This window comes from Congregibacter brevis (assembly GCF_045689245.1).
Classification (GTDB): Bacteria; Pseudomonadota; Gammaproteobacteria; order Pseudomonadales; family Halieaceae; genus Congregibacter; species Congregibacter brevis.
The window spans coordinates 3,471,105-3,492,201 of the sequence record NZ_CP136865.1 but is presented as its reverse complement, the minus strand read 5'-3'; the positions used below and the strand labels follow the sequence as shown (position 1 = coordinate 3,492,201).

The following is a 21,097-nucleotide window of genomic DNA, read 5'->3' as shown; positions in this document are numbered from 1 at the left end:
GCGGCATAGCCCTCCGCAATTCTATGTTTCGAGGTGGTGTTGGAAGAACTGCAACTGGCACTTACGACCGCTCGTGTTGATCAGCGTAATTTTGGCTTATGGATCAACAACTGGCAGATTGGTCAGACTCTCAATGCGTTGGTGACAAGCCAGCTGCCAACGGGAGAGCTGGTACTGCGCGTGGGCGGCCAACAAATCACTGCGACAGCCGATATTCCCATCCAGCAGGGTGCTCGCTTGCAGTTAGAGGTCGCCCAGTTACAGCCCGTCCCAACGCTGAAGGTGTTGAACCCCACCATTAGTCCGGCGGCCGCCAACGTGGGAGGTACTTTGCAGTTACTCCCCGGCAACGCATCAGGTATTGCCAGTCCGCCGATCGCAAACGTTGTTCAAGCCCTGCAAGCCAGCCAGATCGCGAATCCCTTACCACCGGTGGTAGCGGATTCGATTGCACAGCTTCTGAAGCAGGTGAGTCGCCCCGTGCAGTTGACGCAGCCCTCAGGTCTTGCGAACGCGGTGAGCGATTCGGGCTTGTTTCTTGAGAGTAACGTTCGGGCATCTGCCGACGGAAGGCCTCTTGCGCTTCAGGGAGACCTCAAAGCGGGATTGTTTCGTGCTTTAGCAAAGGTTGAGGCTGCCTTAGCTCGTATTGAGGCGTTAGGCATGCCTGCATCCGATGCAGAAGCGCTTATGGAGATGAAGCGGGAGCTTGAGGCGGGTCTTGGCCGCATAACGCTGCACCAGTTGAACTCTCAACATGCGGATACGCCCGGAGCTCGTCATTGGCAGCTGGAGATTCCAGTTCAGCTGGCTGATTCTGTACACAGCTTGCGTATAGAGATTGAGCGAGAGGGTGGAGACGGGACCCAATCGGATGACGATGACTCTGATGAGCAATGGAGCGTTAAGCTTCAGTTGGCTCCCGCGGCATTAGGCGCGCTGGAGATAGCTATGCAGTTTCAGGATGACGCAGTAACGCTGCGTGTTGCGGCGGCGGAGGCCTCTGTGAGAGGGCTCATCGATGCGGGAATGCCCACCTTGATCAACGCTCTCAATAGTCGCGGTATATCGGTCACGACAAGCCCCGCGGCCGAGTTGGTGCCTCAAAAGACTTCCTTAGACGACGCAACAAACGGGCCTGCCCTGGACCTCCGAGTTTGAGCGTTCACGATAAGCCAGCGCACTCTTCCGGCTCGCAATCCGCGGCACTCTCTTACAGCGGTGAGGGGGCGCCGGTATTGGTAGCTAAGGGTGAGAATGCAATTGCCGATCGGATAGTCGAGCTCGCCGCCCAGCACGATGTTCCCATCGTGCAGAACGAGCAGCTCACAGAGTTACTGTGCCAAATACCCCTCGGCGACGAAGTGCCTCCAGCGCTCTATGTGGCTGTCGCCGAAGTGCTCGCTTACGTTTACCGGCTGAACGCACAGGTGGACCGCCGCGTCTAAGCCCCCCGCGCATATCGCGTCTGACGCGGGGCTGTTGTATGCTCAGGCTCAGGACTTTGCTGATGTATGAATGCGGTTATGGATAAGGTTAAAGCACTGGAACAACTGTCTATTCGCCTGTCGCACATGGCCGATGGGGTGGACGAGGAAGTCGATGCACTGCTCGTGCAGATCCGCAAGCTGCTTAAAGGTGGCGGTGACGCCGGAAAAATTGAGAGCCTTTCGGGACGCCTGGCTCGTACCATGTTGGCAAATACGGGTGTTAATACCGACAAAGCCAAAACTATAGAGGGTGGTTACGACCTTTCCGGTTTACGCAAACTGATAAAGACCATGCCGGTTCGCGGTGACGAACAGGAGCGTATGGGTAAGCTCGTTCAACAGGTCGCCTCGGGCACAACGGCGATGGCGCGCCAAAAAGCTTTGGTCGACCTGCTCGGTGCCTCTGCCGAAGCGCTGCGTGAGGTGGCAACCCGGGATAAATCAGACAGTGGTGTTTTGGGCTGGCTTGGTAAAAAGTCCGGTGCCGAAGGGGAAGACGATCGCTATGTCGCGCTGTTTGTGCAGCTGTTACAGCGTCTCGTTGAGCACATTGACGTCTTGAACGGTAATGCGATTCGTAGCCATGCCATCAAGGAGTCTTTGGAGCAGGCCGTACATCCGGCGCAAGCGCAGAAGCTTCTGGCAGAAGTCACCGACGAAATCGAAACCATTGATGCGCGGATTCGTGCGGAAAGGAATCAAACAACGGACTTTTTGGGAGATCTTCGCTCGCGCCTCGATGGGTTTGAGGAAGTACTGAATTTGCTGTCCGATGATGGCGACAGTTCTCTCAAGCGTTCAGAAGAGTTACAGAGCGGCGTTGGTAAGGATACCCAGAACCTTGGCGAAGCGGTTAAGACCGATGACATTAATCAAATACGTAGTGTCATCGCGGCGGGTCTGAGCACACTCACAAAACGCGTTGCCGAACACGTCGTCGCAGAGCGTGAGCAGCACGAGACCGCTAAAGCACGTGTGGCTGAACTCAATGATCGTCTTGCGCACCTTGAAGACGAAGCCGATATTTTGCGCAGCGAGATTCGAAACAAGAATGATCTCGCTCTAAAAGATGCACTGACTGGCGTTTACAATCGAGCGGGCTATGACGAGCGTACCAAGGAGCTCTTCGCTCGATGGCAGCGCGCTGGTGCTGCCCTATCTATCGTCTTTGTTGATTGCAACAAGTTCAAAGAGATCAATGACACCTACGGTCACACCGCAGGTGATCTTGTACTCGTAAAGGTTTCAGATGTGCTTCAGGCCCGAGCGCGCGCCAGCGATATCGTTTGTCGTTATGGCGGAGATGAGTTTGTAATTCTTCTTCCTGATACCCATGTGCAGGGCGCGGAAGTGTTCGCCCGAAGCGCTTGTGACGAAGTGCTCAACGCCGGTTTCAACGACAACGGCAAGCCCCTCGATGTTTCTATTTCTTGTGGTGTGACGGAGCTCGTCACGGGTGACACGCTCGAAAGCGCAGTTGGACGCGCTGACGAGGCGATGTACCAAGCTAAGAAAATGGACGGCATGAAAGTCTGCGTAGTGAGCTAGTTTCTCCGCTTGTCGCGAAGCCTCTCTCCGAAATCTACCTCTCAACAGTTTGCGCTGGAATAATCCGGCGCAACTTGCTCGCGTCCGGAGTGCTTTTATATTATAATCTTCTAATAACTCCGCAGCGGCCGACCGCCGCCGCGCGGTGTTACTCGTCTTCGGTCCGTGAGCATTAGCTTACGGTTAGCCCCTAAGCCATTGTGCATAGGGGCTTTTTTTTGTCTGCTTGCCTGACGCATGCGCGGGGGACTGCTGCCGTTGCTTGCCTGGCGATAGCAGACCGGTCCAGCGACAAAGAAGCTCGCGGTGATGCTTCAGTTATCGAGGTTCAGAAAAACACCGTGTTCATTGAACCAGCGTTCATCAATAACCCATCTGATGCTACTGACATCAGGCAGGCCTTCAACTAGCTCCATTGCCCGGGATTGCGTTTTTGCGAGCGTATCCTGGGCTGCCATCATGTCCGGATGATCCACGGCGGTGGCGCCGAGTTCCGGGTAGGCCGTTCGCAGGAATCGCATTGCTGGAACTTGCGCAGATCGCGGGCTGTTCATCGTCGCGATGCCATTTTCCAAACTGATTACGCGAAAGGGAAAAGGAAATTCAGCGAGTTGGCTATCTCGGGCCAGACGTTCGTTAATGTCGGTGACACGGCTGTCTAGCGATAGCCAGTACCAAGCCACGCTCAGGGTAATCACGGTCATTAGACCTATTAGATAGTTTCTAGCAAACCTATCCATAGTGTTCCTGAGCGCGCACTAGTGATTGTCTATCCGGCCTCAGTGCTTAAGCGGCTAGCGCGCGGAGCATCCAGGCTGTCTTCTCGTGTACACGCATACGGTCTGATACGAGAGCAGCGGAAGACTCATCGTCAGCACCTTGGGCCTTCACCAGGACCTCTCTGCAGGTTTTGACGATTTGCTCGTGTCCCTGAGTCAGGATGCGGATCATTTCCGAGGCCGGCGGCACACCATCAACTTCTTTGATGTTCGACAGTTCGGCAAAGGCTTTGTAAGTGCCGGGGGCGACAACGTCGAGGGTGCGAATTCGCTCAGCAACTTCGTCGACCGCGAGCGCGAGCTCGTTGTAGTGCTCTTCGAACATCAGGTGTAGCTCTCGAAACTGCGGCCCCGTAACGTTCCAATGAAAGTTGTGAGTCTGAAGATATAGAGTGTAGGAGTCGGCGAGTAAAACTTTTAAACCGCCCGCAATGCTCAGTCGATCTGCTTCGTTGATGCCAATATCTATTCCACTCATAACTGCTCCTTTTCTCGCTTCTGGTTTCGTGTTTCCTATACGACTGATATGGTGGCGTTTTGCGTAAATTCAAGCAACAGAGGGTTTATTTGTGACAACGTTATCTGATTCATTGACGCTACCTTGCGGCACGGTCGTACCTAATAGACTGGTCAAAGCTGCCATGACCGAAGGGCTGGCAGATATTGGCGGATACCCCACCCCGGCCCATGAACAACTTTATAGGATTTGGTCGGAGGGTGGCTCCGGTGTGTTGATCACGGGAAATGTCGTGGTGGATGCGAACCATCTGGAAAGACCGGGTAACGTTGTGGTTGATCGCGAGCCTGACGCGGCGATGAAAGAAGCACTTGCGAAATGGGCAGCGGCTTCTACGAGCGCGGGCAATCATACCTGGGTTCAAATCAGTCACGCCGGGCGACAAACACTCAAAACGGTGAACCCCCGCCCCAAGGCGCCTTCGGCTGTGAAGCTTGGCTTGCCCGGTGGCCAGTTCGGCGAGTCAGAGGCCTTACGCACGGAAGAGATAGCAGATTTAGTGAATCGTTTTGCCATTGCGGCAAAGGCGATGCAGGAAGCGGGATTTAGCGGTGTACAGATTCACGGCGCTCATGGGTATCTTATCTCGCAGTTCCTGAGTCCTCGCAGCAATCAACGGGACGACAACTACGGCGGTGAACTTGCCAATCGCGCGCGCTTTCTGCTGGAGATTATTGATGCGACCCGCGAGGCTGTAGGACCGGCGTTTCCTGTCGCGGTAAAGCTCAATAGCGCCGACTTTCAGAAAGGAGGGTTTGCTTTTGAGGATAGCCTTCAAGTTGCCGAGTGGCTCGAAGAGCACGGTGTAGACGTTATAGAAATTTCCGGCGGGACTTACGAACAGCCCAAGCTGTTGGGCATGGAAGGCATAGAACCTACGGAGGAGCAGCACGTCGCCGAATCAACGCTGCGTAGAGAGGCCTACTTCGTTGATTTTGCTCTGGCGATGCAAAAACATGTTTCTATCCCGCTGATGGTAACTGGTGGATTTAGGTCCCGTGCTGCGATGGAGCAGGCCTTGGCGGAGGGTGGCGCCTCATTGATTGGTTTGGGTCGGCCTCTGTGCGTACAGACCGATGGTCCCGCACGATTGCTCGCGGGAGCCGAGTCGCTGCCTCGATATGAAGATGAGCTTGCTTTATTGCCGTCATGGCTTGGCTTCTTGCAGGGCATCAGTCTGATCAAGACGCTGAGCACCTTTGCGACGACCTACTGGTTCTACGCGCAACTGGATTCTTTGGGGCAAACTGGAAAAGTGGTGCCTAAGCTATCGGTTCTAAAAGCGGCCATGCAGGTGGGCAAGCAGCAATCGACGTTTTTGAAAGCTCGACGTAATCAAGGCTAGGCTTGATTAAAGAGGCGTCCCTTCAGTCAACCAGCTCGAGATCCATCCATACAAGGCGGTGGTCGGACGACGCGCTGCGTTTTTTTACCAGTCGCCTCAGGGGATCATCGGGTGTGGGCCAAAAAACGCCTGCATCAATTACCCGCCACCCGCTCTTGCTCGGCACTACGTAGTCGGCACGCATACCCCAGCTCGCTGTATGGGTCGGGCTGAACCGACTGTCCGCATTGTTAGCGCGTCCACCATCACTGGTGGGGAGTAGACCCCGTCGTACCTTTTCGTGCCCTAGCAGAGCGCTGATGCCTTCCCGTCGGGCATCGCCTTCTTCCATGGAGGCATTGAGGTCGCCAAGCACGACAAAGCGCTCGCCTTCTAGGCCGCCCGAGCGTCCTTGATCGTCGTAGATATAGGCACTGGTATCAGCGTCTGCGATGTAGTCTGCCCAAAACCGTATCTCATCATGATTTCGGCGGCCATTACGGTCTTCCGGGCCATCAAAGACCGGAGGTGTGGGGTGGCTGGCCAATACATGGAGTGAACTTCCGTTGATTCGCACAGGTACATCCCAGTGTGACTTCGAGGAGAGGCGCAGTTTTGCCTGAACCGTCTTGGGATACCAAAGCTCGTTGTCCGCGGTGCGCATGTTCGTCATGAGGTTATTGGGCATGTCCTTCCACTTAAACAACTGGAAGCTTCTGATTGCCTCGAAGTCGATGGGGTAGCGGCTGAGCAAAAGCATCCCGTACTGGCCCGGGTAAAGACCATAGCCAAAGGCATCATTGCCGGTGCCTGATGCTTTGCCATCTCTATCAAGGTCCATGCCTGAATCAACGCCGGTGTTGACCGGACCCTGATAAAAATAGGGGTAGTCGATAGCGTCAACGCCAGCCCTTGCTTGCTGAAGGTAGCGCTCAAGAAAGGGTTTTACTCCTCGAGCAGGGTCAGCGTGGTAGTCGAACTCATTGAGTAACAGGATATCCGGACGAACGCGCTGAATGATCTCAGCAATGTTACTGATCTGGGGGTGATCGCTGTTGCTTAGTGCAGCAGGGAGCTCGTGACCACTGGGAGTGACACCCTTTCCCACATAGTTACCGCCTTCCATGCTGACATTAAACGTAGCAATACGAATGACGCGTCCTTCACTGTGGACTCCTGCGGGCATCAGCAGAACAGCGAGTAGAAAAAGGAGGAGGAAGCGGGGCATCTGAACTCCATCGTGTGTAACCGGAAAGTTCCATAAAATCGAAGCGCGACACGTTAGCACGCCCTTCGCGTATCACCCACGGTTTTCGCAGCGTTTTGGGGCTTCTTCGCGTAAACTACGCGGCTAAACCTTCTTACCACAACACTGCGATTTACTGGAGCCTCTAGCCCATGACTATTGATACCGATGCAGCGAGAAAGTTTCTGTCTCGAGACTTCATGGACTTCTGTATCCGCTTGGGACTTACCTTCGTGGTGATCGTGGCCTGTGTCCGTGTTTTTGCGCCATTCATGCCAATAATGATCTGGGGCATCATCTTGTCAATTTCGTTGTATCCCATGTTCATGTATCTGTGCCGGCGTTTAGGCTGGGGGAGCGGCAAAGTTGCTACGCTTATTGTCGTCTTGGGCATACTGCTGTTGGGTGTTCCTACTGTAATGCTAGGTAGTTCCTTTGCCACGCACATCTTCGATGTCATTGGGAATTTCGATGCGCAGACGGTGAGCGTTGAGTTACCCGATCCTTCGGTAAAAGAGTGGCCGATTGTGGGTGAGCGCGTCTATGCGGCTTGGTCCGCGGCGCATACTGACTTACCCGGATTTATCGAGAGTCTCCAGCCGCAGTTAGGCAATTTCAGCAAGAGCGCACTCCAAGCGGCCGCGAGTACTGCGGGTACGCTGTTTTTCTTCTTTGGTGCACTGATCATTGCGGGGATCATGATGGCGTATGGTGAGTCAGGAACCGCCGCCATGGCGCGCATCTTTACCCGCATGGTTGGAGAGCAGCGGGGTCCAGGCTTACACACGATCACGACTCTCACCGTACGTTCCGTCGCAACGGGTGTCGTAGGCGTCGCGTTTATTCAGGCGTTGTTGCTTGGTATCGGTTTTATGTTGGCAGGTATTCCGGCTGCTGGTTTACTTGCCTTGGTCGTTTTAGTGATCGGCATACTTCAGCTACCCGCATTGATAGTCTCCATCCCGGCGATTGCCTACGTATGGGGTATGGGAGATGGCGGCACGATAGTCAATGTCGCGCTGACTGTGTACTTCATTGTCGCGGGCTTTGCTGACAACGTGCTCAAGCCAATGTTGCTTGGCAGGGGTGTCAGTGTGCCAATGCCTGTCGTCTTGATTGGTGCTCTGGGTGGAATGATGGGAGCGGGAATCGTTGGGCTGTTTGTAGGCGCGGTGATACTCAGCGTGGGCTATGAATTGTTCATGGACTGGGTCGATGAAACCGCGGCGACTTCAGACGCGTCAGAAGACAGTAGCGATACCGCAGACGTTTCTGGTTAGTTCAAGCTCGTTTAATGACCATTATGACGCTGCGCAATGGCCTTGTCTTTCTGGCGGGAGTCGTCCTTGTCGGTTGCACCACGCTAGGCCCGGATTATCAGGAGCCCGAGCTTAACTGGCTCGTGGAGTGGCAGCCTGATCTTTATGGTCAATTAGATCCAACCGCTGCTGCAACTGACTCTGAGCTTGGCGAATGGTGGCGGCGCTTTGAAGATCCTGCGCTCGATTCATTAATTCAAAAGGTACTTACCCAGAATCGGAACTTGCAGATCGCTGGATTGGGTGTTCTGGAGTCGCGGGCGAGACTGGGCGGAGCACAGGCTTTGCGTTTCCCGCAGTCGCAGCAAATAGGGGCGCAGGCGGCGTACATTCGCCAGAGACGCAGCGACGGCCTTTTACCCGCCAGTGAGGATAGCTTTGGCAGCTATGATGCGGGTGTGTCCGTGGGCTGGGAGCTGGATTTTTGGGGTCGTTTCGCCCGCGGGATCGAGTCGGCGGATGCCGCTTTCATGGCATCAGTGGCTAACCAACGAGATCTGCAGGTTCTGCTCGTGGCGCAAACAGCGGATATTTACTACGCCTATCGTACGGTGCAATTGCGAATTGCCATCGCTAATGAAAACGCGGTTATTCAAAAACGCAGCTTCGATATCACTCAGCAGCTGTTTGATAGCGGCCAAGAGTCCGAGCTCGATCTACAGCAGGCTCGAACCCAATATCTCGCTACGCTCGCGACCATACCGGATCTTGAGCGCAGCCGCGTGCAGTTGCGTAACGCGCTCGCAGTCCTTTTGGCGCGTCCTCCGGGTCCCATCGCCGAGTTGGGAGGTGAGCCCGAAAAGCTACCTGTCGTGGAACCCATTGCGCTAACAGGTATACCCGCACAGCTGGTGCTGCGCAGGCCAGACGTGCGAGCTAGCGCCTGGCAAGCGGGCGCTCAGTCAGCTCAAATCGGCGTCGCTAAGGCTGATCTGTATCCTGCGCTATCGCTATTTGGCAGCTTTGGCTGGAACGGCGATAGCCTGGGCGTAACCGCTGATGGTCTGACTTTCGCAGCAGGCCCAGCTATCAGCTGGAATATTTTTGATTACGGACGTATTCGTTCGAATGTTCGCGTACAGGACGCGCGTTTGCAGCAAACGCTGGTGGCATTCGATGCGACGGTCTACCAGGCCGCACGAGAGATTGATGACGCGGCCATCGCGGTCATTAAAACGGCAGAGGCGGGCGATGTGCTGACAGAGTCCCGCTCCGCTGCGGAACGAGCATTGGAGCTGGCGAACCGGCGCTACAAAGAGGGTTACGCCGACTTTCAGCGAGTGCTCGATGCGCAGCGATCGTTGTTCTCTCAAGCTGAGAAAGAGCTAGTAAACGAAGGGGCGCACATCTCAGCGGTGATCACCCTCTATAAAACTTTGGGTGGGGGGTGGCAGCCTCAATCCCTCGAAGAGATGATTCCCGAGGACCTTCGCGAAACGATGCGTAATCGGGTGAACTGGGGCGACGACTTGGAGTCACCGGTTCCCGAGGTGCTGGATAACGCCCAATCAGGAGGAAGTTCGGAATGAGTGATATCGAGGCAGGAGCAGAGGAATCATCAGCACCTGCGATGAAACGTACGACCTGGATTGTATTGGCGCTAATTGTAGGAAGCCTCTGCTGGTATCTACTATCAGATCGCTATGTGCCCTACACGAGTCAGGCACGAGTGCAGGGTTATGTCATCGGCGTCGCCCCGGAAGTTGCGGGTACCATCACCAAAGTATTGGTAAGTAATAACCAGGAAGTGGAAGAAGGAGATCCACTTTTTGAAATAGATTCATCGCAGTACCAGATCGCACTTTCTCGTGCAGAGTCAGACTTGGTGAATGCTCGAAGTCAGGTGGAGGCGGGGAACGCAACGGTACTGAGTGCTCGCGCTAATCTCACTGCGGCCGAGGCGAATCGGCTACGTGCGAGTCAGGATTACGCACGGCTCAAGCGGCTACGAGAGACCGATCCCGGGACCTTGTCGGTACGTCGCTTAGAGTCATCCAAGGCGTCCTTGGATCAGGCAGAGGCCAAAGTGGCCGCGGCGAAGTCTGATATTCAGCGAGCGATCGAACAAAAGGGCGGAGATGATGAGAGCAGTAACGCGATCTTACTATCCGCTCAGAGTGCAGTAGAGAAGGCGCGCCTGGATCTTGAGCGCACGGTGGTAAAAGCCTCGTCCGCCGGTTTAATCACAGACTTGCGCGCTGACGTTGGTCAGTACGCTGGCACAGGTAAGCCTGTGATGACCATCATTGCTATTCACGATCTTTGGATTAGTGCAGCATTTACAGAGAACAATCTTGGGCATATGCAGCCGGGGACTACCGCAGAGATTCTCTTCGATGCTTTGCCGGGTGAAGTGTTTCCGGGCAGCGTCCGGAACGTCGGATTGGGCATTAGCGCCGGGCAAGCTCCGGCTCCAGGTACTTTGCCGACGGTTAGCAATAGTCGCGATTGGCTGCGTCAGGCTCAGCGTTTTCCCGTTGAAGTGGGTTTTAACGTCCCTCGCGACCAGGCAGTGAATCAGTTGCGTATTGGCGGGCAAGCTTCGGTGATTGTGTATAGCGATGACGCCACGGTGCTGCGCTGGTTGGGCCAGATCTATATCCGATTTATGAGCTGGCTGTCCTACGCTTACTAATGAATCTGAGATGTCTGCCAAGCAAGTAAGATCGACGGTAAGCTGCTTGTGACAAAAGCGGCCGAGAATCGAGCTCTGCGATTCGCTTTTGCGACGGCCTTGGCCTTGGCCATGGCCTACGCTTTCGGCTTCCCTTTGCCATTTATTGCCCCACTCTTCGTGGTGTTCTTAAGTGCCATGCCGGGGCCACCCATGGGGCCCAAAGGCCTCTTGGGCTTGCTGCTCATTATGATTGTGTCGCTCACCGTGGGTGTACTGCTTATTCCGCTGATTCGCTACTACCCGGTGAGTGCGGTGCTGATCGTCGCTGTGGGCCTGTACTTTTCCATGTACCTCACGCTGATTAATGGGAAGCGCCTGCTGGGTACTTTTTTAACCATCGGTTTTACCTTGATCTCCGTCGCGGGCAGCGTTGACTATTTGTTAGCCACCACGGTGATCAAATCCCTGGCGCTGGGAATATTTTCGGCGGTGCTTTGCCAATGGATCGTCTATCCCTTCTTTCCCGAGCAAGCGTCGACCGCCGCACCTCAGGAACCTGCCAGCGGTGAATCACAGTCTAATTGGCTTGCTGTACGAGCGATGCTAATTGTGATGCCGGCGTATTTGCTGGCGCTGACCAATCCATCACAGTATCTGATGACGATCATGAAGTCAGTGTCCCTGGGGCAGCAAACCTCCGCTGTGGATGCACGGCACGCCGGGCGCGAGCTCATTGGATCTACGTTTGTCGGCGGGATCATGGCCGTAGTTTTCTGGAAGTTGCTTTCTATCTCTCCGACCTTGTGGATGTTCTCCCTGTGGATGTTTGTTTTTGCGCTTTACGCCTCGGCGAAGTTGTACGGTTTCCTCAAGACCCGCGTAGCTCCATCATTTTGGATTAATGCCTTGGTTACTATGCTCATTCTGCTCGGCCCCGCGGTAGAAGACTCTGCCAACGGCAAGGACGCCTTCGCGGCGTTCTTTCAGCGCTTCGCGACCTTCGTGGCGGTAACACTTTACGCTTGGGGTGCCTTGGCTTTCTTGGAGAGTTGGCGCTCCAGACGTCTTGCTAAAGCAAAGGCCTCGTCATCTTCAACTGGGTCGTCAGTGGCTTAGTGTTTCTAGGCTAGCTCTTGCCCTGCCCGTACAGAGCAATTCTCGATATAGCGACGCGCGCCGGTCCCGGTGAGCCAATAGCAATTAGGCCGATACGTCGCAGTATCTGAGGATTGAGTGCTTGCTCAATTCTGTGAGGTATAAACGAGGCGAACGGAAGGTAGCGCGTTTGCCAATGGCTCTCGGTGTCTATGGTACATCGGTAACTCTGCCATGGCCGCTCTGTGTCAGCCGTGCGAAGGTTTAGGGCATAGCTGCGCCCGTCGCCGCAGATGCTGACAGCAATGCCCTCTGCAGCGCTGGCATCGAGCAATTTTCCAGCTACTTCCAAGTCCAATGCCGCCTGAATAAAACCGCCATTGTTCTCGAGACTAACGTTACCCGCGAGCAGCAAAGCGTGACGACCGTTCACTGATTCGTGGCGGGCAAAGCCCTGTGAGATACCGCCCATGACGGTGTCGCTCACATACTGCCAGCACTGCCCAATGCTCGCCTGCTGACGGTAGCTAAAGTCGTCGATTAGCCGTGTTTCCTGAAACGGTGCATTCATGGGTGGGGCTCTCTTTCAGAGGTGGTCGTAGGCATATTGTCACTGGGCTACTGTTACTGAGGTATTGTTACTGAGGTATTGTCACTGAGATAGGCACTGTATACGCTCCCTGCATCGTCGCGGTTGTGATTGTTGAGACCCGTAAAACGTCTCTACGCGATGATCTTCCAACGAAAACATAAAAAGGATTCAGTTCATGACTCAGACTCTTTCACTGCCGGGCAAACTCGCCCTTGGTGTCTCGGCTTTGTTTGGCTTGCTTTACTTGAGCTTTGGCCTTGCTTGGCTAGGCGCGCCTTCGATTATTGCCGGCGCGCTGGGTGCGTCTCTGCTGCAGAGTACCGGTCTTGCTACCCAGCTTGGTGACAGTGCCGCGTTCTTTCTGTGTTCGGGACTCTTCATGCTGTATGGCGTATTTCGCCGACATCCGAGTTACCTAATGGCAGGTGCGCTATTGATCGGCCTGGTAGCCCCTGCACGCATCGTGGCATGGCAGGTACACGGCGCAGCTTTGACCATGGATGCAATCGTCGTGGAAATCATTACCTTTCTTGTTGTCTTCTCTGCTGCGCGAGCCGTCAGCGCAAGATAGATCGATCCGAGATAGCCCTTGAACTATCTTGCTCACGCGCTTCTCGCAGAGCCTTATGCCCACAGTCTAATCGGTAACATTGCCGGTGATCTGGTCAAGGGCCCACTGAGCCAGCATCGATTGCATCCTCGAGTTGCCGATGGAGTGCGTCGTCATCGGCGAGTGGACGTATTAACCGACCGGCATGACGCTTATCGGTCGCTGAGATCGTTGTTTCCCGAAGGTGAGCGTCGTTACTCCGGCTTGGTGCTGGATGTGCTCTTCGATCACTATCTTGTGCGTCATTGGCAGCGCTTCACTGACTGGCAGCGGGATGCCTTCTTAGAAGGCACTTATCGTGTGCTTCGAGAGAACCCGCAGTTGCTTCCTAGCGGTCTTGCGCTTGTTGCCAAGCGATGGACCGATGCTGACTGGCTAAGGGTGTATGAGACCCGAGAGGGGGTCGTGGCTGTGCTGGAACGCCTTGCTCAGCGACTCAAACGCCCAGTGGCGCTCGCATCCATGTTAGATATAGCCGATGAACATGCTGGTGAATTCGATCGGGGTTTTCTCCATGTGTTCACTGACGTGCAGCGCGGGATCAATGCGTAGTGATTAGCGCTTTTCTTAATATGACGACCCTCATACGAACATTCTCATACGAGCACCCTAATACGAGCATTCAGGTAGGACCAAGATATGACACTTACTGCTGAACTGAGTCTTTACCCCCTTAACGCAGACTATATCCCCGTTATTCAGTCGCTCATTGATGATCTCAACTCAAGGGATGGCCTTAAGATTGTGACGAACGCGATGAGTACCCAGATCCAAGGGGAGCATGGGAGCGTTATGAGCGCAGTGAGCGACACCTTGCGGGCGAGCGCTGCAAAGTTTGGCTCATCACAAGTTTTGGTCTGCAAGTTCATACCCATGGATTTGGATATCGCCTAGGGCCCGGCGCTCTGGGAATAGTGATCGAAGAGCTCTGAGAGCCAACTGACGGTCGTGCTCAGTAGTCGGTCAGAGTGCGTGGGTGTTTCTTTGAACGATGGCTTAGCTGCGAGTACATTAAATATGTGGTCGGCACCGGCTAACAATACAAGCTGACTCATTGGGTGCGTGGACACATTAATCAGTTCCTCGCTCTGCTCAAAAGCTACGGTGCTGTCAGCCGTACCGGCGATACACAGAATTGGCGCTTTGTAGCCCTGCATCTCGGTGAGGGTTTGTTGCTCGTCGATCTCGGTGAACCACTGCAAGCTGAAACGCAATGGCTCCGAGAGCCAGGGAAAGGCGACGCTCGCATGACCGGTTCTCAAGGCTTCGCGGTAGTGCTCATCAAAGAACCTGGCAAAGCTGCCTCGGCCATTGGCGGCTGCCGTTGACCACGTAGCTAGTGCTAAAGCACGAGGCTCCTTGAGTACCAGACGCTGGGCAATGAGTCCGCCCTGACTGAAACCTAAAACCGCAATCTTTTTGTTGTTGATCAGTGGGTGCGTCGAGAGGAAATCAAATGCCGTTTGAGCATCTCTCGTGGCACTACTGAGACTAAAGTGGAGGTGGTCCACGGCACTGTCGCCGGCCCCGGCAAGGTCGATTCGCAGCGATGCGATGCCTTCTGCTGCGAGCTTCTGAGCTAATTGCAGATAAAGGTCGCCTACCTCGTTTTTTTGAGAAGCGGTGCCATGGAGCAGTAGCACGGCAGGGGCGGCATGATTGGTCTGTGCGGGAAGCGACAGAATCCCGGGAACTACGTACTCCCCGTTGGACATGGATAGTTCTTCTTCTGCGCTAGTAACAGGCAGTGCGTCCAGCACAAAGAGGCTGATGAGTAGCTTACTAATTAAGAAGTGACGCATGAAATGCTAGAGCCGCTGTTAACTGCAGAGTTTTTCAATATACCCTCTCGGTTCTGAGCAATGAAATTCCCCGTGTCGTCTACCTCGCGTAGAATGCCGCGCATGAGTGATCCCTACCTGCACCTAAAACGGGGGATGTTTGAAAGCATTCCTCTGTTTATACCCGCCATCCCATTTGCTCTGGTGTTTGGCGTGGTTGTGGGTGAGTCAGGTATTGCTCCTTGGCTCGGTTGGAGCTCGTCTCCCCTGATGTTTGGCGGCGCCGCACAGATCACTATTGTTACCTTGCTCGGTGAAGGTGCTTCGGTTGCAGCCGCTGTGACAGCAGCCTTGATTGTCGGCGCCCGCCACCTTTTGTACTCCGTAAGCATCGCGCCGAGATTTCAGGGGCAGCCCGCGTGGTTTCGTTGGGTGGGCCCCTATGTGTTGATCGATCAGGTGTTTGCCCTAGCTATGCTGCGTAAGGACGAAGAACCGGCAGCCTTTCGCGCCTACTTCCTGGCTGCAGGTTTTACCTTTTGGGCATTGTGGATGGTCTGTACGGCACTAGGCCTGTTTGTTGGCCCACTTGTGCCGGAGAGCTGGAATATTTCTTTTGCGGCTCCGGTATTGTTCACGGCGTTACTCGTAACTGCGATTGATCGCTGGGAGAAGGTGCTTGTCGCACTACTGTCGGGGGCATTTACGATGCTTCTTGCAGACTTGCCCAATCGATCGGGGCTTTTAGTAGGCGCTCTGCTCGGAGTCCTTTTAGGGCTGTTTCTTGAAGGCCGGCGGCAGCGTTTATGAGTCAGTTTCTTGCCATTTTACTTGCCGGCATTGGTACCTATCTGAGTCGCGCGATCTTTGTGGTCGCCCTGGCCGAGGTGCGATTTCCACCCCTGGCGCTTAGAGCGCTTGAGTATGTTGCTCCTGCCGTGATGGGCGCGCTCATTGTGTCGATGCTGACGAGTTCCGAAGGTGAGGTGCTTATCGCCGCGCCCGAGTTGGCGGGCCTAAGTTCCGCAGCGTTGGTAGCGTGGAAGACACGCAACCACATCGTTACCTTGCTCACGGGTATGGCGGTCTTCTGGACCGTGGCAGCGTTCTTGAACCTCTGATGGTGCCAACTTTAGCGGCTGAGGACGGTCAAGACCTCGACGTGAGGGGTTTGAGGGAAGAGGTCCAGGGGCTGAGCTTCTTTTAAGGCGAATCCCTGTTCCATCGCAACTTTTAGGTCTCGTGATAGCGTCGCCGGATCGCAGGAGACATAGATAATTGTGTGTAGCCCCTTTGCGAATAACAGATACTCAGCAAAGTTTTTCAGTCCCTCACGGGGCGGGTCCATAAGTAATAGCTTGGCCTTTGACAGTTGCGGCGCTAGTTGCTCGGCACTGCCGCTGCGGCCCAAGTCACTGCAAAGCCCGCCTACTCCCGGCAAATCGCGACTGGTGAGTGTTTCGACAGCGGGCCTAAAGCTGTCGACGGCACAGATGTCTTGGTAGCCAGCGTTCACCAGAACCTCGGTGAAGTTTCCCGATCCTGCGAAAAGCTCCAGAACAGGATCCTGCGGATCTAGGAACCTTATGCGCTCTTTCAGCCATTCGCGCATCCGTTGGTTCTGCGCGGTGTTGCCTTGGCGGAATGCTCGTCGTTGATTGGCCACAACCTCTTGCGCGGTGATGTCGTCGTCAAAATCTAGGGCTAACCACTGTTTACCACGACTCGGCTTCCAGGCTGGATTGGGAAGTTGTGCTCTGAGGTCCTTTAGGGTCTGACGGTTTCTTTCATTGAGGACCAGGCAGTCGCTGACTTCGGCGATTTCTCTAGAGTTTGCGGCAACGTAGCCCAAGCGCCGTCCATCAGTCTTGAGCTGCGCTCGGTTTCGATAACCCAGCTCTTCCGGCGAACTCCAAATGTCAGCTATTACCAGGCTTTCATTCAATGGCTGGAGAGTTTTCGTGACTAGTTGTTGTTTGCTCTCGAGCTGCTGTGAATACGCCATGAACAACCAAGGACAGCCTCCACAAGTATCGTTAGTAAATCCGTGATAGGGGCAGGGAGGTGGTCTACGCTCTGGAGACCCTTCACTTAAGGAAACTAATTTTGCGAAGCCCATTCTCCCTTTGAGACCGGTGACTTCAAAGAGGCCGTGTTCGCTTCGCCAAACCCCAGCTACGAAGAAGATGCGGCCATCGGGGTGGGCCACGATTCCCTGTCCGTCGCTACTAAGGTCGCGCACCGTGCCTTCGAACCGTTGGCCGAGTCTGATGTGATCCCGCTTGGAGATCTTGGGTTTTGGGCGTTTGAGCACGGCTTTTTTCCTTTGCGAAAACAAGCTTACCACCTGTACCGCGGTCATGGCGCAATCCCACTCGCAGTGCTTCTCTGGTATTCATTGTTAGCGGAATGTTTTGATCATGATTCCTCTGCATGCATAGGGTGTTAGCATGCAAAATTGACAGTCGAACAAGCGTATATAACTAAGGAGAATTACTTTGGATATGCAAAAACTGTTTTCATTGGAAGGGCGCGTAGCGCTGGTTACCGGTGGATCGCGCAACCTCGGCAAAACAATCGCCGCAGCCTATATCGCTCAGGGTGCGACGGTTTATATCAGCTCCCGTAAGGCAGCTGATTGTGAGGCTACTGCTGAGGAGTTGGGACCCAACTGTCATTCTCTTCCTCAGGATGTGTCGACAGTCGAGGGCTGCCAGGCGGTGGCCGCAGCGCTTGGCGAGCGAGAGCAAAAGCTGGATATCCTGGTAAACAACGCGGGAGCGGCCTGGGGCGAGCCCTTTGAGCAGTTTCCGGAAAAGGGCTGGGACAAGGTAATGGATCTCAACCTGAAGTCGCCATTCTTTTTGACCCAGGCGCTGCACGGAATGCTTAAAGCCGGTGGTGCGAGCGGTTCTCCCGCTAAGGTTATCAATATCACTTCGATTGACGGCCAGCGTCTGAATCCCTGGGAGACTTACAGCTACCACGCGTCCAAATCCGGTTTGATTTACCTGACCAAGCGCATGGCAGCCAGACTCGTAAAGGACAATATTATCGTTACCTCTATCGCGCCTGGTGCCTTTGCTTCAGATATGAATAAGGCCGCTCGGGATCATGGCGATGAAATAGGCAAGAGTATTCCCTTGGGTCGTATTGGTACTGACGAAGATCTCGCGGGCACCGCGATATACCTCGCGAGTCGCGCCGGTGACTACGTCGTGGGTGACACCATCACCATTGATGGCGGCATTGTGCATGCAGCGCTAGGACAAAGTATCGATGTCTGATTCAGGGGTAGAGGCTCCATCACATAGTGACGTAAGTCAGGTTGTCGAAGATGAGCGAGCGCGTGTTTTTGCGTCTTTGGCGAGCGCTTTCGCAGCAGACCCACTGATGCGTTGGTTTTTTCCCGAAGCCGCGACTTTTTTAGAAGCAGCAACGGGAGACTTCTATGACGCCTTTGGCGGTGGCGCAATTGCTGCGGGTACGGCCTATCGTACGCCTGGCTTTGAGGGGACGGCCCTGTGGTACCCCCCGGGACTAGGGCCTGATGAGGAGCGCCTTGTTGAGAGCATGATCACTACGGTACGCCCATCTATACATGAAGACTGTATCGGCCTGATGGGAGAGATGGAAAAGTATCACCCCAAGGATGACTGCTGGTACCTGGCGGTGCTAGGCGTAGACCATGCCTATCAGGGGCGCGGGCACGGTGCTCAATTGATGAAGCATGTTCTAGCTAAAGTCGATGACTTGGGCGCCAAGGCTTATCTGGAATCATCGAACCCTCTTAATATGTCGCTGTACAAGCGCCATGGCTTCGAGGAAATGGGCATTATCCAATGCGGGTCCGCACCCCCGGTAGTGCCGATGCTGAGAGAAGCCAGGGTGTGAATCAGTCGGACTCATCCGGGTTTTCCCGCCGAGGCTTTATTCAAAGCCTGGCACTGAGTGGCCTTGCCGTGAGCCCTGCGACGGTCGCCGCAGCTCCAAAGACAGATCAGACTTTAAAGCTAGAGAAGCTTAGCAAACAGCTGGGCGAAAACTTTATTGTTGAAGCTGGGTGGATACTTACCGACTCTCGGGGTGAGTTGAAGCTAGTTCGTAATGGGCAGGTCTTAGTGCGCCGCGGCGTTGTTGAGGACGTGCGAGAAGGCGGGTTTACTGATGCGCTGCCGAGGCTGAAGCTGCCAAGGCAGCTGTTGCTCCCGGGCTTTATTTCAGGTCATACCCATTGTTGTAGTGCCACCCCCACCCGAGGAATCATCGAGGGCCCACGCTCTTATGCCCGTCCGCTGGAACTCGTTGAGATGCTCTCTGATGACGAGATGGATGCGCTTACAGCGCTTAATTTGGCGGAGCTCTTGCGTTCAGGATGCACAACGCATTTGGAAATGAGCCTGAGTCTTCGCCAAGCCGAAAGCTACGTGCGATCAGCGATTCCCTGGGGCGTGCGAGCCTATCCTGGAGCTATGATTCCTGGTATCGAGCGATTGTTCGCCATCTGGTTTAGATCTGACGATAAGGTCCTGATGGATTCAGAGCAGGGCACTTTAGACGAGATAGCCGCTAATCTTAAATTTTGCAAAGCGCACATGGGTAAAGGCGACGGGCTCATCCGACCCATGATGTCTCCCCATGCCTGCGACACGCAGACACCGGCGACCATGCGCGCACTCGCCAGTGCTGCTAAAGAGTTGGGTACGGGTTTACACATTCATCTCTCGCAGGGTCAACAAGAGACCGACACGGTTAAGCGCCTTTGGGGCAAGACTCCCACTCAGTGGATGGAGAGCTTTGGCATGCTCAGCGAGGGTCCGGTGTTTGGCGCGCACATGAGTGGACTCGACTGGGAGATCGATCCGCCCATTCTCAAAAAGCACGGCGTCGTATACGCGCATTGCCCCTCAGGCGGTGGTGCTGGCAATGGCACACAGCCTTATCCTGAAGCACTGGCCGCTGGGATGGCAGTCAACATAGGGATAGATACCCACTCCAATGACTATGTCGAGAACTTGAAGCTGGCGGTGCTCTATGGGCAGGCGCGTCACGAGCTCCTTGGTGAACTTGACCCCGAGCGCGATAGCCAGCGCCCAACGATTTGGAATGCTATCGACGGAGCAACGCGGATACCGGCTAAAGGCTTGGGTCGCGATGACTTGGGCGCAATTAGGCCGGGTTGTCGCGCGGACCTCATCTCGGTAGAAATGTCTGACATGCTCAACGGCACCGGCGCTTTGCCCCCAGAGCCATTGAATAACTTGCTCTATGCCAACGGCCGGATGGTTCGCACGGTCATGACAGACGGTCGTGTTCAGGTGCTTGACGGTCAATTCGTTGCAGATGAGCCTCGGAGAGTTCTCGATGAAGGCGGTGAGGTGGCGAAGAAAATTTGGCGTCAGCTGGAGCAAGAGGCCTGGTTTACGGACACGCCGCGCTAAGCACGAACGCATGACTTTATTGCGCCGGCCAATCTGCTGAGCTAGCTTTAGAAAATATAGGCGTCTTTGGAGGCACAACATGCAAGTATTTGGCGCAGGTGTAGGGCGAACCGGGACTATGTCCCTGCGAACGGCACTTCAGCAGCTGGGGCTGGGGCCGTGCTACCACATGGAGGTGGTACTGAATAACCCGGCAGTCCATGTGCCTCTATGGAATGCAGTGGTCGCCGGACAAGCTGATTGGAGCGCGATTTATCAAGGTCAGCAGTCGGCAGTAGATTGGCCAACGGCGTCGTTTTATCCCGAGCTGCATGCGGCGTTTCCTCACGCGAAGTTTGTGCTCACCCACCGAGATCCAGATTCTTGGGTAGCAAGCATTAGCGAGACAATATTCACGGCCTTGTTAAGCCGTGATGATGCCCCGGCGGAAGCGCAGCCATGGTTGGACATGTGCATGAAGGTCATAGCTCGGTCGGGCTTTGATCCCGCTATGAGTAAAGACGAGTTAGCGGCTAGATTTTTCGCCCATACTGAGGCCGTGAAAGCCGCGATACCCGCCAAGCAATTGCTGTTGTTTCAAGTGAAGGAAGGTTGGGGGCCTTTGTGCGAGTTTTTGGGTGTAGAAACACCGGCAACGGAGTTTCCTCGCACCAATGATCGTGCGCAGTTCTGGCAGCTTTTGGAGGACGGAGGCGCGACGGTCGAGGAATAACTCCTGATTAGGTCTGCTGTCCCGAG

General features: G+C 54.8%; 23 protein-coding genes. 17 read left to right on the top strand and 6 right to left on the bottom strand.

Going from position 1 to position 21,097, the window contains the following annotated elements:
* The first annotated feature begins 36 nt into the window (after positions 1 to 36).
* The 3 genes from R0137_RS15445 to R0137_RS15435 all read left to right on the top strand — a co-directional run bounded on the left by R0137_RS15445 (position 37) and on the right by R0137_RS15435 (position 3,038).
* The gene (locus R0137_RS15445) at positions 37 to 1,161 is read left to right on the top strand and encodes a flagellar hook-length control protein FliK (RefSeq protein WP_407327295.1); all 1,125 of its coding nucleotides are present in this window, start codon (positions 37 to 39) and stop codon (positions 1,159 to 1,161) included.
* Positions 1,158 to 1,448 (top strand): EscU/YscU/HrcU family type III secretion system export apparatus switch protein, encoded by a 291-nt coding sequence (locus tag R0137_RS15440; RefSeq protein ID WP_407327294.1) that lies wholly within the window; start codon positions 1,158 to 1,160, stop codon positions 1,446 to 1,448. The genes R0137_RS15445 and R0137_RS15440 overlap by 4 nt, the downstream gene beginning before the upstream one ends.
* A 78-nt stretch (positions 1,449 to 1,526) precedes the next feature.
* A complete protein-coding gene (locus R0137_RS15435; RefSeq protein WP_407327293.1) occupies positions 1,527 to 3,038 on the top strand; it encodes a GGDEF domain-containing protein in 1,512 nt (503 codons plus the stop codon).
* 314 nt (positions 3,039 to 3,352) lie between these two features.
* Here R0137_RS15435 and R0137_RS15430 read toward each other — a convergent pair whose 3' ends face one another.
* The gene (locus tag R0137_RS15430) at positions 3,353 to 3,778 is read right to left on the bottom strand and encodes a hypothetical protein (RefSeq protein ID WP_407327292.1); all 426 of its coding nucleotides are present in this window, start codon (positions 3,776 to 3,778) and stop codon (positions 3,353 to 3,355) included.
* Between the two features lie 46 nt (positions 3,779 to 3,824).
* Positions 3,825 to 4,295 carry a Dps family protein gene (locus R0137_RS15425; RefSeq protein WP_405268631.1) on the bottom strand — a complete coding sequence of 157 codons (471 nt, stop codon included), beginning with the start codon at positions 4,293 to 4,295 and terminating at the stop codon, positions 3,825 to 3,827.
* A gap of 163 nt (positions 4,296 to 4,458) precedes the next feature.
* On the opposite strand from R0137_RS15425, the gene R0137_RS15420 reads away from it, so the two are divergent.
* Positions 4,459 to 5,679, top strand: coding sequence for an NADH:flavin oxidoreductase/NADH oxidase family protein (locus R0137_RS15420; RefSeq protein ID WP_407330032.1), 1,221 nt, complete (start codon positions 4,459 to 4,461; stop codon positions 5,677 to 5,679).
* A 22-nt stretch (positions 5,680 to 5,701) separates the two neighbouring features.
* On the opposite strand, the gene R0137_RS15415 is transcribed toward R0137_RS15420, so the two are convergent.
* Entirely contained in the window at positions 5,702 to 6,886 is a 1,185-nt protein-coding gene (locus tag R0137_RS15415) for an endonuclease/exonuclease/phosphatase family protein (RefSeq protein ID WP_407327291.1), read from the bottom strand.
* A gap of 170 nt (positions 6,887 to 7,056) precedes the next feature.
* Here R0137_RS15415 and R0137_RS15410 point away from each other — a divergent pair, with 170 nt between their 5' ends.
* From R0137_RS15410 to R0137_RS15395, 4 genes are read left to right on the top strand one after another with little or no spacing between them, the layout of a single operon-like run.
* On the top strand, positions 7,057 to 8,184 hold the full coding sequence (locus tag R0137_RS15410) for an AI-2E family transporter (RefSeq protein ID WP_407327290.1): 1,128 nt from the start codon (positions 7,057 to 7,059) through the stop codon (positions 8,182 to 8,184).
* Between the two features lie 14 nt (positions 8,185 to 8,198).
* Complete coding sequence (locus tag R0137_RS15405; protein WP_407327289.1) at positions 8,199 to 9,752, top strand: efflux transporter outer membrane subunit; 1,554 nt, start codon at positions 8,199 to 8,201, stop codon at positions 9,750 to 9,752.
* Positions 9,749 to 10,858, top strand: a complete 1,110-nt coding sequence (locus tag R0137_RS15400; RefSeq protein ID WP_407327288.1) for an HlyD family secretion protein — start codon at positions 9,749 to 9,751, stop codon at positions 10,856 to 10,858. The genes R0137_RS15405 and R0137_RS15400 overlap by 4 nt, the downstream gene beginning before the upstream one ends.
* Positions 10,859 to 10,906: 48 nt before the next feature.
* Positions 10,907 to 11,956 carry a DUF2955 domain-containing protein gene (locus R0137_RS15395; RefSeq protein ID WP_407327287.1) on the top strand — a complete coding sequence of 350 codons (1,050 nt, stop codon included), beginning with the start codon at positions 10,907 to 10,909 and terminating at the stop codon, positions 11,954 to 11,956.
* 10 nt (positions 11,957 to 11,966) lie between these two features.
* Here the strand turns inward: R0137_RS15395 and R0137_RS15390 are convergent, their stop codons facing one another.
* Positions 11,967 to 12,506, bottom strand: a complete 540-nt coding sequence (locus R0137_RS15390) for a CIA30 family protein (protein WP_407327286.1) — start codon at positions 12,504 to 12,506, stop codon at positions 11,967 to 11,969.
* Positions 12,507 to 12,702: 196 nt separating this feature from the next.
* Between R0137_RS15390 and R0137_RS15385 the strand changes: the two genes are divergently transcribed.
* From R0137_RS15385 to R0137_RS15375, 3 genes are all read left to right on the top strand, one after another.
* Positions 12,703 to 13,098, top strand: a complete 396-nt coding sequence (locus R0137_RS15385) for a hypothetical protein (protein WP_407327285.1) — start codon at positions 12,703 to 12,705, stop codon at positions 13,096 to 13,098.
* An 18-nt stretch (positions 13,099 to 13,116) separates the two neighbouring features.
* Positions 13,117 to 13,689 carry an ACP phosphodiesterase gene (locus R0137_RS15380; protein ID WP_407327284.1) on the top strand — a complete coding sequence of 191 codons (573 nt, stop codon included), beginning with the start codon at positions 13,117 to 13,119 and terminating at the stop codon, positions 13,687 to 13,689.
* Between the two features lie 87 nt (positions 13,690 to 13,776).
* Positions 13,777 to 14,031, top strand: a complete 255-nt coding sequence (locus R0137_RS15375) for a YkoF family thiamine/hydroxymethylpyrimidine-binding protein (RefSeq protein WP_407327283.1) — start codon at positions 13,777 to 13,779, stop codon at positions 14,029 to 14,031.
* On the opposite strand, the gene R0137_RS15370 is transcribed toward R0137_RS15375, so the two are convergent.
* Positions 14,028 to 14,939 (bottom strand): alpha/beta hydrolase, encoded by a 912-nt coding sequence (locus tag R0137_RS15370; RefSeq protein WP_407327282.1) that lies wholly within the window; start codon positions 14,937 to 14,939, stop codon positions 14,028 to 14,030. The two genes, R0137_RS15375 and R0137_RS15370, sit on opposite strands and share 4 nt — an antisense overlap.
* 102 nt (positions 14,940 to 15,041) lie before the next feature.
* Between R0137_RS15370 and R0137_RS15365 the strand changes: the two genes are divergently transcribed.
* Entirely contained in the window at positions 15,042 to 15,728 is a 687-nt protein-coding gene (locus R0137_RS15365) for an AzlC family ABC transporter permease (RefSeq protein WP_407327281.1), read from the top strand.
* The gene (locus R0137_RS15360) at positions 15,725 to 16,039 is read left to right on the top strand and encodes an AzlD domain-containing protein (RefSeq protein WP_407327280.1); all 315 of its coding nucleotides are present in this window, start codon (positions 15,725 to 15,727) and stop codon (positions 16,037 to 16,039) included. The genes R0137_RS15365 and R0137_RS15360 overlap by 4 nt, the downstream gene beginning before the upstream one ends.
* An 11-nt stretch (positions 16,040 to 16,050) precedes the next feature.
* Here the strand turns inward: R0137_RS15360 and R0137_RS15355 are convergent, their stop codons facing one another.
* Positions 16,051 to 17,232, bottom strand: coding sequence for a class I SAM-dependent RNA methyltransferase (locus R0137_RS15355; RefSeq protein ID WP_407327279.1), 1,182 nt, complete (start codon positions 17,230 to 17,232; stop codon positions 16,051 to 16,053).
* A gap of 190 nt (positions 17,233 to 17,422) precedes the next feature.
* On the opposite strand from R0137_RS15355, the gene R0137_RS15350 reads away from it, so the two are divergent.
* The 4 genes from R0137_RS15350 to R0137_RS15335 all read left to right on the top strand — a co-directional run bounded on the left by R0137_RS15350 (position 17,423) and on the right by R0137_RS15335 (position 21,071).
* Complete coding sequence (locus tag R0137_RS15350; RefSeq protein ID WP_407330031.1) at positions 17,423 to 18,205, top strand: SDR family oxidoreductase; 783 nt, start codon at positions 17,423 to 17,425, stop codon at positions 18,203 to 18,205.
* Positions 18,198 to 18,812: a GNAT family N-acetyltransferase gene (locus R0137_RS15345; protein ID WP_407327278.1), complete on the top strand. Its 615-nt coding sequence runs from the start codon at positions 18,198 to 18,200 to the stop codon at positions 18,810 to 18,812. The genes R0137_RS15350 and R0137_RS15345 overlap by 8 nt, the downstream gene beginning before the upstream one ends.
* Positions 18,761 to 20,359: an amidohydrolase family protein gene (locus R0137_RS15340; RefSeq protein ID WP_407327277.1), complete on the top strand. Its 1,599-nt coding sequence runs from the start codon at positions 18,761 to 18,763 to the stop codon at positions 20,357 to 20,359. The genes R0137_RS15345 and R0137_RS15340 overlap by 52 nt, the downstream gene beginning before the upstream one ends.
* A 79-nt stretch (positions 20,360 to 20,438) precedes the next feature.
* The gene (locus R0137_RS15335) at positions 20,439 to 21,071 is read left to right on the top strand and encodes a sulfotransferase family protein (RefSeq protein WP_407327276.1); all 633 of its coding nucleotides are present in this window, start codon (positions 20,439 to 20,441) and stop codon (positions 21,069 to 21,071) included.
* Positions 21,072 to 21,097 lie beyond the last annotated feature (26 nt).